Raw genomic sequence first — 12,822 nt, 5'->3', positions numbered from 1 at the left:
TTAGCGGTAGTTGGACAGAATAGCGCCGACTTCCTCCGGTGCTTCCTGTTCCCACTCTTTCACCATGATGTCGCCGATTTTCTCCAGTTCGGCCATCAGTTCAGCAGAGGGCTCTGAAACGGTGATGCCATTTTCAGCCAGCGTGGCCGTGTCTTCCGCGGCGGTCTTGCGAACGCCTTCCCAGCCTTTCGCCTCGGCAGCGGCGGCTGCATCCAGGATGACCTGGCGCTGTTCATCGCTCAGGCGACGGAAAGCGCGCTTGTTAACAACGACGACGTTTTTGGGAATCCACGCCTTTATGTCGGTGTAATGGGAGAGGTAATCCCAGGCCTGGCCGTTGGCACCGGTTGACGGTGAGGTGATCATGGCGTCGATGATGCCGGTGCTGAAGGCTTGCGGAATCTCTGGAACCTGAACCGTTGTCGGAGTGGTGTTCATCAGGTCGGCGAGGCGCGAGGTCGAGGGGCTGTAAGCCCGCATCTTCAGCCCTTCGAGGTCTGCAAGTGTATTAACCGGCTTTTTGGTGTACAGGCTCTGGGCAGGCCAGGGTACGGTATACAGGAGAGTCATACCTTCCTTGTCCAGCTGCTTTTCGATCTGCGGCTTGGCAGCCTCCCAGAGTGTCTTGGCGTCTTCGAAGCTGGTTGCCAGGAACGGAATGTTATCGTGTTTGAACACCGGGTGGGTGTTGCCCATGATGCCGATGAAGATTTCACCCAACTGCACCTGGCCGGTTCTCACGGCACGTGGAATTTCCGGGTGCTTTACCAGGGAAGCACCAGAATGAACGGTGATGGTGATGTCGCCATCGGTGCCGTTTTTGATGTCCTCGGCAAAACCGTAGGCGATCTGGGTAGGCAGGTTGGCATCGCCATAGGGCGTTGGCATGTGCCATTGCTGGGCCTGAACGGATGAGGTCAGCAGCGCCCCGGTAACCAGGGTGGCTGTAGCGAGTTTTTTGAACATAACGAATCTCCCGTGTTTCTGCTTTTTTATCGTTTCAATTGAACAGCGGCTTCAGAGTACCGCCAGTTCTTCATTCAGCCGCTCGGTAAGCAGCATCTTTCCCGGTACATGGGTTATGGCGAACGGCAGGCGTGCATTCTCCAGAGCCAGTTGCGGAGTTACCCCGCAGGCCCAGAACAGCGGAAGCTCGCCCGGCCTGATCGTTACCGGATCTCCAAAATCGGGTGTGTTAACGTCCTGGATGCCAATAAGTGACGGATCACCGATGTGAACCGGTGCACCGTGGGCCTTGGGCAGGCGTGTGGTAATCTGTATCGCGCGAATCGCATCCGTACCGTTGAACGGACGCATGGAGACCACCATGTTGCCACTGAACGGGCCTGCAGGCCGGGTAGCGATATTCGAACGGAACATGGAAACGTTCCGTGCCTCGTCCACGTTCCGCACCGAGAGACCGGCTCTGATCAGGGCATCTTCAAACGAGAATGAACAACCCAGAACAAAGGTCACCAGGTCGTCCCGCCAGAGACTCTTGAGGTCTGTGGCAGTCTCTGCACGCTGGCCATTGCGAAATACCTGGTATTCAGGCACATCGGTCCGGATATCCAGATCATGTCCCAGATCGGGAAGGCTGGGGTCACCGGGTTGAGACATGCCAATCAGGGGGCAGGCAACCGGGTTACTCTGACAGTATAGGAGAAAATCGCCGGCCCATTCGGACGGCAGGATAACGACATTGCCCTGCAGCAGGCTGCTGGCCGTGCCGCTTGTGGTGCCGGTATGGGCTCCGGACCGGATACGGGCGCGCAACTCGGACGCCTGATCAAGCACGCTGTTTTTGAATTCGGAATACGCACCGGTGTGCATGACGGTAACCCCTGATTGAAATTGTCATTTACAACTAAATTTCAGGGTATACCGCTTAGTGAAAAAGTCTAATTATCGTTTTTTAGGTCTTGCGATAATTTTTCGTGATGTGTGGCTCGGTCGTATTCGTCGGAGACCATCACTCCAAGGTTGGCTGCCAACTCTGCAATCGGGTTGAAGGGTGCCCCGGAATAGGAGGCTGTGAAGGCGAGTTCAGAGGGCGTCCATGAAGTGGTGAGCTGAACCAGACTGCCGCTCTCCAACTCGTGTTTGATTACGCTTAATGGCAGCGTGGATATACCGATGCCATCGAGGGTCAGCTGCCGACAGGCTGCCAGCGAGCTTGAGGAATAAAACCGTGTGGGCATTTCATCCAGTTCACTGAATTTCTGACTGATTTCAGCAAAAGGTTTGGTGTTTCTTGCGTAGGTAATGATGGGCCATTCGGCGAGATCCTTGAGAGCCAGAAGTCGGTCCGGAAGGTTGAGCTCAGGGCTGGCGACCCAGATCAGCGGAAAACTGCAAAGCGCCCGGTTCTCAATTTTCGGCTCTGACACGGGCCCCATCAAAAAGGCCAGGTCCAGGCTCCGGTCCAGCAAACCGGACCGGAGGTTGCCAGACACGTCTACGGTGATTTCCACATCCAGGTTGGGTGCCGTTTCGTGTAGTTCCCGGAAAAAACGCGGCAGCCAGGAGTGCACAATGGTTTCCGAAACCCCGAGCCTGAGAATACCCGATAGAGAGGCTCCACGGTCTGCGCGTTTGCGCAGCTGCTGGGCCATAAAAACAATCTTCTCGGCGTAGGGCAGGAGTTCCTGCCCCTTGCTAGTAAGTTTGCTGTGCCCGGATTCGCGCTCGAACAGCCGGACGCCAAGCTCGTCCTCAAGCGCGGCAATACGGTTGGAAATGGCCGGCTGGGTGGTGTGCTGGTGCTCGGCCGCCTTGCGAAAGCTGCCCAGCGTCGCAACCCAGATGAAGGTCTCCAGACGCTTGAAGTTCATTGATTAACGGACCTCTGAGGGGCCTACAGTGCGGCATAGCGCTCGTGAAGGATGCCAACCCTTTCTACGTAGGCCTTTGTTTCGGCATAGGGCGGTACGCCTTTGTATCGGCTCACAGCGCCGGGCCCCGCGTTGTAGGCGGCGGTGGCCAGCCGGATGTCGCCATTGAATCGGTCGAGCATCTTGGCCAGGTAATGGACGCCGCCACGGATATTCTCGGCAGCCGCCAACGCGTTCCGAACACCCAGCTCTTCGGCCGTGCCCGGCATCAACTGCATCAGGCCCTGGGCACCGACCGGGGACAGGGCTTTTTCATTGAATGCAGATTCGGCATGGATCACAGCGCGGACAAGAGCCGGATCAACTCCGTATTCCTGGGCTGCGGTCTGAATTTCTGAGCGGTACGGTTTGGTGAACAGCGGCGTTTTGCGCCAGTCGACGCTGGACTCCGGGTCGCAGGCGTAACAGTGAAAACGGATAACGTCGAACTCAGCCGCGGTTGGCTGGACGCTGCTGTATGCAATCACGCCATTGTCATCGGTGTAGCGGTAGACGGTATCGTTACCGCTGGAGGCTCTGGGCTGGCCGGCATTTTTTACGTTGGTGAATTCGACGGTGCCATCGGGATGCACAATACGTTTGATGCCATCTGCCAGAGCGGATGCTGACAGAGCAAGCACCAAAGCTGCTATTGATGGGATCAGAAGTGATCTGCCGGTGGTCATTACTCACTCGCGAAAGATGCCGTCGGTGGCCGGCTTCAGGTATTCTCTGAAAACCGCCGTTGCCTGAATTATACGGGCTTGCGGGCCGGAATAAAGCGCGCTCTCTGTCGTAAAAATGTTACGTTCTGCCTTTATTGCCAGCCAGTTCTCATTCTCCGGAGAGGTCACACACAAGCATCATGGTTAACCCGACCGATACAGGAAACCTTGTTCTCATCGGTATGCCCGGTAGCGGCAAGAGCACCGTGGGTGTTCTGCTGGCCAAGCGTCTGGGTCTCGGGTTTGTCGATACCGATCTGCTGATCCAGGAAGAAGCCGGCCGTACCCTCCAGGCTATTGTAGACCAGGACGGCTACGAAGCCCTCCGGCGGATTGAAGAGCAGGTGCTTCTGAAGCTGGATGTGGAGCACAAGGTTATCAGCACCGGAGGCAGTGCGGTCTACAGTGCCCGAGCCATGGAACATCTCAAGGCCAACGGCACCATTGTGTTTCTTGATATCCCGCTCGAGCTGGTTGTTGAGCGAATAGGGGATCACAGCATGCGGGGTATTTCCCGTAGGCCGGATCAATCGCTGGATGCCTTGTTCGAAGAGCGGTTTGAATTGTATTCCCGATATGCGGATCTTACCGTGCAAGGCGAAGGCCTGAACCAGGATCAGGTGTGCGATGCGGTCGTCGAGGGCCTGCTTTCAGGCAAGCGGTGAGCCTCAGTATTAGGTTTAGTTAAGGTGCAATGGGCTTTACCTCGCTGCTACAGTCCGGAGATGAATTTGGAGGACTGAGAGATGAAAAACTGGATTTACGCGCTTGCGATTGCTTTTGCCGGCATGTTTTCGGCGGCGACTCTCGCCGAAACCTCATCGGGGGATTCTTCCGTGGAATCGCTTGAACAGGAAACCCGGGAGTTGGGCGAGGCGCTCCAGGAGTATGGTTCTGACCAGAAGGAGCAGGCCGAGGACTCGATCAATAGAACACTGTCTGCCCTGGACAAACGTATCCAGGAACTGGAACAACAGCTTTCCGAAAACTGGGACGATATGAGCGACACCGCTCGGGAACGGTCCCAGAAGAGTCTGGAGTCTCTGCGTGAACAGAGGGCGCGTGTGCAAAACTGGTACCAGGAACTGAAAGAGAGTTCTGCATCTGCCTGGGAGCGCGCTCGCAAGGGTTTCTCCGAGGCCTATGAAGCGCTTTCAGAGCAATGGAACAGCACCGAAAAGGAGCTGGATGAGGACACCGGAAAGCGCTCTGAAAGTATCTGATCCAGAAATACGTCGAGCATTTCACTTCCGTCCGCTCATTAAGTTTCCTCGGGAACTGGTTCGGGCGGAAGTCGCTTTCCCGCCAGATTTTCCATTAGCCGGCAGGTCACCAGGTCTCCCGTCACGTTGATCGCGGTGCGGCACATATCCAGAATCCGGTCCACGCCCATGATCAGCGCAATGCCGCTGGGCGGAATGCCTACGGTCTGGAGTACCATCGCAAGGATCACAATGCCTACCCCAGGCGTGGCCGGGGAGCCGATTGAGGCGCCCACGGCCATGGCAACCACAAGCGCCATGCTTCCCATACTCAGATCAATACCATAGACCTGTGCCAGAAAAATGGTAGCCACGGCCTGATAGAGTGCGGTGCCATTCATGTTGATGGTGGCACCCAGGGGAATCACGAACTGGGAAACTGAGGGCCGCACCCCCAGCTTGTCTTCGGCCGTTCTGATGGACAGGGGCATGACGGCCGCCGAGCTGGATGTGGAGAAGGCCAGCAAAAGCACATCCCGCGTGTCTTTCAGAAAGCGAACGGGGGATTGGCCAGCGAGGAGCTTCAGGATCAGCATGTAAACGCCCAGCAACACCAGCAAACCCACAATAACGGTTGCGACATAGGAAGCCATGCCCAGCATTGCGCGGAATCCGAGCGTGGTTGTCAGTTGGGCCATGAGGCCGAACACAGCAACCGGCGCCAGGCGCATCGCCCAGCGGACAACGGTCATGCAGATTTGCTGGAGGGAGTCGAGCAGGTCCAGCATGGGCCTGGATTTTTCCGGGGCCATGCTTACCAGGGCGATGCCGACAATGATCGAGAAGATCACCACCTGGAGCATCTGGCCCTCAACCATCGCGTCCAGTGGGTTGCCCGGTAACAGGCCGATCAGGGTTTTGGGCAGCTCGTCGACACCAGGCATGCTGGCAACCGGCGCGCTGTCCTGGGGTGTTGCCGCCGGAGTGCCAAGGCCCGTCATCATCCTCCCCGGGTTGATCAGGTCGCCGATCCAGAGACCTATCGATGCCGCCATGGCCGTGGTGACTACGAAGAAACCGGTTACCCTCAGGCCGAGCTTGCGCAACTGTTCCAGGTCCTCGCTGGCGGCGAGCCCGCGAACTACCGAGGCAATCACCAGGGGGATCACAATCATCTGGATCGTGGCGAGGAACAATTGCCCGGGGAATGCCAGCCAGTTGCCGATCAGCGTGCCGGTGTCCGGTTCCACCAGTCCTACGGAGGGGCCGAGGAGCGTGCCCGTGATCAAACCCAGGAACATGCCGATCAAAACCTTCAGCCATAGCTTTCCCTGCACCAGCCCCGAGAGGTAGCTGCTGAGGTGACGAAGTGGCCGCGGATAAAAATCGTTCGTCTGGTTTGGCATTACTCTGAACCATCCCTGTTTCTCTGGAACGCCATACAAGGATAGTCGATGCGTGCGAAAGTCTCGTGAGACAGATCAAGCCTGCATCAAGTCGATTTCTTCAGGAGTAAGAGGGCGGTATTGGCCTGGTGCCAGGGAATCGTCCAACCGGATCTTCCCCATTCGCTCCCGATGCAGCGCAGTTACGCGGTTACCGGCGGCATGAAACATCCGCTTTACCTGGTGGTAACGGCCTTCGTAGATGGTCACCCTGGCTTCGCAGGGGCCCAACAGGTCGAGTTGAGCGGGTGAGGTGGTGAGTTGCTCATACTCGAACCAGATCCCTTCCGCGAATCGTTGAGGCGTGTCCGGAGAAATCGGATACGCGGTGCGGACCCGATAGACTTTCGGGATCTTGATTCGCGGTTCGGTGAGCTGGCGAGACCAGCGGCCATCATTGGTGAGAATCAACAGCCCGGTGCTGGCCCGGTCTAGCCGTCCGGCAATGTGTAAATCTTCGCGCAGTTCCGGCGCTATCAGTTCCATCACGGTTGTGTGCGTGTGATCGAGGGTGGCGCTCAGGAAGCCCGCCGGCTTGTGCAGCATGAGGTAATGGCCGGGTTCCGCCTTCTGAACGATTTCGCCGTCGACCTTCACACTGGAAAAGCGGTCCACTTCGGCAGCAGGATCCCCGCAGGCAACGTCATTCACGGCAACCCGACCCGAGGCGATCAGGAGCCTGGCCTGACGACGACTGACGCCATTCTGGTTGCTGAGAATTCTCGAAAGCTTCATGGTGTGAATCGGCTATGCTGAAGGTAACCCCGACAATAATACGAGGAAATGCCATGCCATTCTCTGTTGATCATCTTGCCGAACTCAATTTGCTGGGCCAGTTTCCCTCTACTTCCACCCAGGAAGGCCTCAAGGTACATGCTCATTCGGCGGCCCCGGAGACGGTGAGGGCGGCCGAAAGCCTGCACGCCAAGGGGCTGATCAGCCAGAAAGACGGCGGCTACCTCACCCCATTGGGCGCAGAGGCAGTAGACCTGACTCAGAAGCTTCAGTCGATTCTCAGCAGCGCCTGAACCGGAGATGAGCCTGCCCGCACTTTGAGCCCGGGCGTCTTCACAGGGTAGGGTGTGGGCATGAGGAGCTGGAAGAAATCGCCCTTCCTGTGGATGGGCGGCAGCATAGCCGGTGTCGGACTGATAGTCGGTCTGCTCTATGCGTTCGGGGTTCATCAGCAGGTGGTTGACCTGTTGCGCTGGTTCGATACCCAGGGCGCGTGGGCGGCTTTCCTGTTTATTGGCATCATGGTACTTGCCATGGTGCTGCTATTGCCGGGAGTGCTGCTGACCACCGGTGCAGGTTTCGTGTTCGGTGTGCTGGAAGGCACAGCGTATGTGGTGGTGGGTACCACCCTGGGCTCGGCCATCGCCTTCCTGTTTGCCCGGCATTTTCTGGGCGAGCATGCCCGGGTCTATATCCACAGTCGCGCCCGGTTGTCTGTGGTGAGCAATGAAATGGCGCCCCATGGGTGGAAAATAGTGCTGCTCACCCGTCTGATTCCCTTCTTTCCGGGCAAGCTGTCCAATTTTCTGTTCGGTCTTACCAACTTCTCCTTCGGCGGGTTTGTTGCCGGCACCTTTCTGGGCGTGATTCCCTTTTCCTTGCACAACGTGTACCTGGGTTCGCTGGCCGCCGACCTTTCTACGCTGGGGGTGCGGGAAACCGGTCGTACGCCCCTGGAGTGGGCTATTTACGGTGCCGGTTTCGTAGGCACGGTATTGGCCGTGGTGTTTCTCAATCGTCTCGCGCGCCGGGCCCTGGCCCTACTGGGTAGAGCGCCAGTTTGACCCTATGGATCAGTCCTTCATTCCCCGCGCATTTTCGATCACTCATATCAACCTCAGTAACCGCAACTGGACGGCGATTGGCCAGCCGGATGTGGATGAATTGCCGGTTGTGGATCCCCGTGGGTTGCTGACGCCGTTCCACGACGGCTGGTCACTGGATGCCTGGGTCCTGGCGGACGACGGCCGATGTCTTTTACCTTCACGTAGCAAGGCGGCCCGGCAGCGCCAGGAATTCGAGGATGGCCCCTGTGTCGTGACCGAATCCGAATTGAACGGTCTGAGCCTGACCAGTCGTTCCCGGGTGGTGGTGGAAAAGGGCCGGCCGGTGTGTGAGATGGTCCTGAAGGCGCGGTCAGAGACATCCGGGTCACTGGTGCTTTCGCTGCGTCCGGCCAACCCCGAGGGGATCAGTTTCATCAATCGGGTTGGCCTGTCAGAGCAACGTGATGCATGGAGCGTGGATGGCAGGCAGGCGGTGTTTTTCAGTCGACCCGCGGAAAGCCATCACGTGTCAGACTATCGCCAGGGCGATGTTCGCATTCACCTGCAGGATAAGGAAGACCAGAGCCGGGGCGAATGCGCTGTCGGAATGGTGACAGCGGCGGCTCTGTTCGCGCTTCAGGCAGGGGAAGAGTCGGAACTCACGGTAAGGATTCCGCTGAAGGATGAGTCGGCGCCGACCATCGGTTCGGATGGCTGGGACAGCGCCATTGGGGAGTATGCCCGGCTGGAGTGTCCGGACGAGAACTGGCAGTTTCTCTATCAGGCGGCTATTCACTCACTGGTGCTTCATTCTCCCGAAGATGTTTACCCCGGGCCCTACACCTACAAACGGTTCTGGTTTCGCGATGCCGCCTTCATCATCCATGCCTTGCTATGCGCAGGTCTGACCGACCGGGCCGAGCGAGCGCTTTACCAGTTTCCGGCACGACAACTCAAAAGCGGCTATTTCCGCTCTCAGGAAGGGGAGTGGGACGCCAACGGTGAGGTGCTCTGGATTCTCAGACGGTTCCATGAACTGACCGGTCGGCCGCTGCACCATGAATGGCAGGAGCCCGTGCGCAAGGGCGCCCGCTGGATCGAGAACAAACGTCTCAGCGACACTATTGATGAGCCCCATGCCGGTCTGCTGCCCGCTGGATTCAGTGCCGAGCACCTGGGGCCCAATGATTATTACTACTGGGACGATTTCTGGGGCATTGCCGGCCTCAAGGCGGCGGAAGCAATGCTTGCCCCGGTTGACCGGGAAACCAGTGAGCATTTCGGTGCCGGTGCCCGTGAGTTCAGCCAGACCGTTGACCGCAGCCTGGCAACCTGCGAGCAGCGACTGAAGCGACCGGGAATGCCAGCTTCGCCCTATCGCCGTCTGGATGCCGGCGCCATCGGCTCTCTGGCGATGGGATATCCCACGCAATTGTGTGAACCGGATGATCCCAGATTGCTCGACTGCGTCGAGTTTCTGCTCGAAAAATGCTTCGTGAAAGGCGCCTTCTACCAGGACATGATTCATTCGGGCCTGAACGCCTACCTGACCCTGCATGTGGCGCAGGTGCTACTGCGCGCAGGTGATCCGCGGTTCCTGGAGTTGGTGGATGCGGTGGCCGGGCTGGCCTCACCAACGGGGCAGTGGCCGGAAGCGATCCATCCTGCGACCGGCGGTGGCTGCATGGGCGATGGCCATCATGTCTGGGCGTCCGCAGAGTGGGTGTTGATGGTGCGTAACTGCTTTGTCCGGGAGGAAGGTGATCGCCTCATTCTCGGGGCCGGTATTCCTCCGCGCTGGCTGGCTCAGGAAAAGCCAATCCGGTTTGGTCCCGCACCAACCAGTTTCGGAACCGTATCCATCACCATTACGCCGAGGCCCGGTGCCTCGCCCGATGTGTCCTGGGAGGGCCGCTGGCATGACTCGGAACCTGACATCAAGGTAAGACTGCCGGACGCGGAAGACTGACAAACTGTACTGGTCGCGAAACCGGATTTCTGTATCTGTTTTGTTTGCCTGCTAACTTATAAAGTAGAAGGCTTATAAATACATCGAATCCGGTTGAGGTTCATGCGCTCACTGTTCTTCTCGTTTTTCGTGCCTGCACTGTTTGTCTGGTTGTGGAGTACCGGTTTTATCGGCGCCAAGTACGGCCTGCCGTTTGCGGAGCCGTTTACGCTTCTGCTGATCCGCATGTTGCTGACGCTGGTGGTACTCGGGGCGCTGGCGTGGGTTATGAAAACCCGTTGGCCGGGCTGGCGGGGAGCCGGGCATCTTGCGGTCACCGGGATGCTGGTGCATGGCTGCTACCTCGGCGGGGTCTATTACGCGATCCAGGATGGTATGGCGTCCGGGATTGTATCGTTGATCGTTGGTTTGCAACCGCTGGTGACGGCGGCGGCTGCCGTTGTGATTCTCAAGGAGTCCGTGAGTGTCCGGCAGTGGGTCGGCCTGACCCTGGGGCTGGTCGGCGTTGCCCTTGTGCTGTTGGAAAAATTTGGCGTCAACGGTTCAGACTCGTTGTATTCCCCCTGGAGTCTGCTTTGGGCAGTTTTTGCACTTGCCGGTATATCCATGGGGACCGTCTATCAGAAGCGGTATGGCACCAATGCGGATCTGGTGGCGGGCACCCTGATCCAGTTTGCGGCAGCGGCCGTCCTGTTTGCCATTGGAGCCTTTGCCCTCGAAACCCGGGAAGTCGAGTGGAGCCTGCAACTGCAGCTTTCCATGGCCTGGCTTGTCATCGGTTTGTCCACCGGTGCCGTTCTTCTGTTGATGTGGCTGATCCGCCAGGGCGCAGCTTCCCAGGTCGCCAGCCTTTTCTATCTGGTGCCACCGGTTACCGCGCTTGAGGCCTATCTGCTGTTCGATGAGCGTCTGGGCGGGCTCGCCATGACGGGCGGCCTGATCGCCATCGTTGGCGTGGCATTGGTAGTCACCCAGAAAAAACCGGCTTAGCCAATGTTCCCAGGGGTGATTGACACATGACGGAAGTGACCAAAGGCGTCTGGTATGGACTGGGCGCCTACACCATCTGGGGCTGCTTTCCTCTGTTTTTTGCCCTGTTCGAGGGCGTGCCTGCCTTCGAGATTCTGATTCACCGGATCATCTGGTCCTGCGTTTTTCTGGCCGTGGTTATCAGTGGCCTGCGTCGCTGGCCGGCGGTTAAAGCGGCATTGGCGAATCCCACCCAGCTCTGGCGAGTGCTGGCCTGTGCCGTGCTCATTGCCGCCAACTGGGGTATCTACATTTATTCCGTAGAAACCCGCCATGTTCTCCAGGCCAGTCTGGGTTATTTCCTGACGCCGCTGGTGAATGTGGCGCTCGGTATGCTGGTGCTTCGTGAGCGTATGGGGCCATGGCAGATGGCGGCCGTTGTGCTTGCCGGCGTCGGAATTCTGATCCAGTTGGTGATCCTCGGTGAGCTGCCCTGGATTTCTCTGGCTCTGGCGATCAGTTTTGGCACCTATGGCCTGGTTCGAAAGCAGGTGATGCTGGATGGATTATCCGGATTGTTTGTCGAAACCATGTTGCTGCTGCCCGTTGGCCTGCTGACCTTTGGCTGGCTTGCCAGGGAGGGCATGTCCAACTTCGGAGATAGCGCTTATATAGGCGCGCTGTTGATGGCCAGCGGTATTGTGACTGCCATCCCGTTGCTGCTGTTTGCCGGTGCTGCCCGACGTCTGCGGCTGGCGACCGTCGGCTTTCTGATGTACATCAACCCGACCCTGCAGTTCTTCATTGCCCTGCTGGTTTTCGGCGAGCCACTGAGTGACGTTCAGTTGATCAGTTTCGTAGTGATCTGGATCGCACTGGGCCTGTACAGCTGGTCGTCCTGGCATTACCGGCCGCGGGTGCCGGTTGGCCAGGACTGAAATCGTCACCTTCAGGACTGTATTTATCAGGACAGAGTAGCGAGCAGACCATTGATCGCCCGGGCGAAGGCCACGGGTGAATCCTCCTGGAGAAAATGGCCGCCTTTGAGGGTCACGTGGGGTTGGTCCTTTGCGCCCGGGATCCGCTTCTGCATATACGCATCGCCGCCCCGGGTTATCGGATCGCCGTTGCTGAAGGTGGTCAGGAAGGGCTTTTCCCAGCGCTCAAGCACCTTCCAGGCGTTGCGGTTGGCCTCGCTGGCGGGGTCGTTGGGGTGCATCGGTACCAGTCGGGGAAAGGCCCGGGCGCCGGCTTTGTATTTCTTGTCCGGAAAGGGCGCATCATAGGCACGCATTTCATCGGGGCCCAGCTTGCGGAAGGATCCGGTGTTTATGATCCGTGCGATGGGGAACCACGGGCTGTGCAAGGCGAAGTTTTTCCATATTTTGAACGCTGGCGGCGCTTTCTGGTCGCCGGTAGGCAGCATGCCGTTGCCGACCACGATGGCCCGGAACCGGTCGGGATTCTCTGCGGCCAGCCGCAGCCCTAACAGAGATCCCCAATCCTGGCAGACCAGAGTGATGTTGTTCAGGTCCAGTTGATCCAAAAACGACTGCATCCAGTCCATGTGTTGCTGGTAGGAATAGTCGTTGATCGCCGTGGGTTTGTCGGATTTGCCGAAACCGATTAGATCCGGTGCGATAACCCGGTGTCCGGCCGCCGCGCAGATCGGAATCATGTGACGGTAGAGGTAGGACCAGGAAGGTTCCCCATGCATCATCAGAATCGGGCTTACCTCTGAGGAACCTTCATCCAGGTAGTGCATTCGCAGACCGCCCACCTCCAGGTAGTGGGGCTCAAAGGGATAGTCCAGCAGTCTTTCAAAGCGTTTCTCCGGGGTTCTGACAAAATCCATCGC

14 protein-coding genes are annotated in these 12,822 nt (G+C 58.1%); 7 read left to right on the top strand and 7 right to left on the bottom strand.

Annotation, left to right across the window (positions count from 1 at the left end):
- The 4 genes from SIC15_RS14660 to SIC15_RS14645 all read right to left on the bottom strand — a co-directional run bounded on the left by SIC15_RS14660 (position 1) and on the right by SIC15_RS14645 (position 3,559).
- Positions 1-966, bottom strand: a complete 966-nt coding sequence (locus SIC15_RS14660; protein WP_136631434.1) for a TRAP transporter substrate-binding protein — start codon at positions 964-966, stop codon at positions 1-3.
- 51 nt (positions 967-1,017) lie between these two features.
- On the bottom strand, positions 1,018-1,833 hold the full coding sequence (locus SIC15_RS14655; protein ID WP_412536285.1) for a putative hydro-lyase: 816 nt from the start codon (positions 1,831-1,833) through the stop codon (positions 1,018-1,020).
- Positions 1,834-1,901: 68 nt separating this feature from the next.
- Positions 1,902-2,834, bottom strand: coding sequence for a LysR family transcriptional regulator (locus SIC15_RS14650; protein WP_412536284.1), 933 nt, complete (start codon positions 2,832-2,834; stop codon positions 1,902-1,904).
- Positions 2,835-2,857: 23 nt separating this feature from the next.
- On the bottom strand, positions 2,858-3,559 hold the full coding sequence (locus SIC15_RS14645; protein ID WP_069182890.1) for a lytic transglycosylase domain-containing protein: 702 nt from the start codon (positions 3,557-3,559) through the stop codon (positions 2,858-2,860).
- A gap of 179 nt (positions 3,560-3,738) precedes the next feature.
- On the opposite strand from SIC15_RS14645, the gene SIC15_RS14640 reads away from it, so the two are divergent.
- Positions 3,739-4,263 carry a shikimate kinase gene (locus SIC15_RS14640; RefSeq protein ID WP_136631431.1) on the top strand — a complete coding sequence of 175 codons (525 nt, stop codon included), beginning with the start codon at positions 3,739-3,741 and terminating at the stop codon, positions 4,261-4,263.
- 81 nt (positions 4,264-4,344) lie between these two features.
- On the top strand, positions 4,345-4,821 hold the full coding sequence (locus tag SIC15_RS14635) for a hypothetical protein (protein WP_136631430.1): 477 nt from the start codon (positions 4,345-4,347) through the stop codon (positions 4,819-4,821).
- A gap of 38 nt (positions 4,822-4,859) precedes the next feature.
- Here the strand turns inward: SIC15_RS14635 and SIC15_RS14630 are convergent, their stop codons facing one another.
- Both SIC15_RS14630 and SIC15_RS14625 read right to left on the bottom strand, forming a co-directional pair.
- Positions 4,860-6,206 (bottom strand): dicarboxylate/amino acid:cation symporter, encoded by a 1,347-nt coding sequence (locus SIC15_RS14630; RefSeq protein WP_412536283.1) that lies wholly within the window; start codon positions 6,204-6,206, stop codon positions 4,860-4,862.
- A 75-nt stretch (positions 6,207-6,281) separates the two neighbouring features.
- A complete protein-coding gene (locus SIC15_RS14625) occupies positions 6,282-6,980 on the bottom strand; it encodes a pseudouridine synthase (RefSeq protein WP_412536282.1) in 699 nt (232 codons plus the stop codon).
- A 53-nt stretch (positions 6,981-7,033) separates the two neighbouring features.
- Here SIC15_RS14625 and SIC15_RS14620 point away from each other — a divergent pair, with 53 nt between their 5' ends.
- The 5 genes from SIC15_RS14620 (at position 7,034) to rarD (ending at position 11,902) form a co-directional block, all read left to right on the top strand.
- Complete coding sequence (locus SIC15_RS14620; RefSeq protein WP_069182895.1) at positions 7,034-7,273, top strand: TIGR02647 family protein; 240 nt, start codon at positions 7,034-7,036, stop codon at positions 7,271-7,273.
- A gap of 60 nt (positions 7,274-7,333) precedes the next feature.
- Entirely contained in the window at positions 7,334-8,044 is a 711-nt protein-coding gene (locus tag SIC15_RS14615) for a TVP38/TMEM64 family protein (protein ID WP_412536281.1), read from the top strand.
- A 4-nt stretch (positions 8,045-8,048) separates the two neighbouring features.
- Positions 8,049-9,995 (top strand): hypothetical protein, encoded by a 1,947-nt coding sequence (locus SIC15_RS14610; RefSeq protein ID WP_412536280.1) that lies wholly within the window; start codon positions 8,049-8,051, stop codon positions 9,993-9,995.
- 102 nt (positions 9,996-10,097) lie between these two features.
- On the top strand, positions 10,098-10,985 hold the full coding sequence (locus SIC15_RS14605; protein ID WP_136631426.1) for a DMT family transporter: 888 nt from the start codon (positions 10,098-10,100) through the stop codon (positions 10,983-10,985).
- 26 nt (positions 10,986-11,011) lie between these two features.
- Complete coding sequence (gene rarD, locus SIC15_RS14600; RefSeq protein WP_412536279.1) at positions 11,012-11,902, top strand: EamA family transporter RarD; 891 nt, start codon at positions 11,012-11,014, stop codon at positions 11,900-11,902.
- Between the two features lie 26 nt (positions 11,903-11,928).
- Here the strand turns inward: rarD and SIC15_RS14595 are convergent, their stop codons facing one another.
- Positions 11,929-12,819, bottom strand: coding sequence for a haloalkane dehalogenase (locus SIC15_RS14595; RefSeq protein WP_412536278.1), 891 nt, complete (start codon positions 12,817-12,819; stop codon positions 11,929-11,931).
- Positions 12,820-12,822: the final 3 nt, after the last annotated feature.

Origin of the sequence: Marinobacter sp. MIT932201, from assembly GCF_047123295.1 — a bacterium.
GTDB lineage: Bacteria > Pseudomonadota > Gammaproteobacteria > Pseudomonadales > Oleiphilaceae > Marinobacter > Marinobacter salsuginis.
The sequence above is the reverse complement of the archived record's forward strand: the minus strand, read 5'-3'. Positions and strand labels throughout refer to the sequence as shown.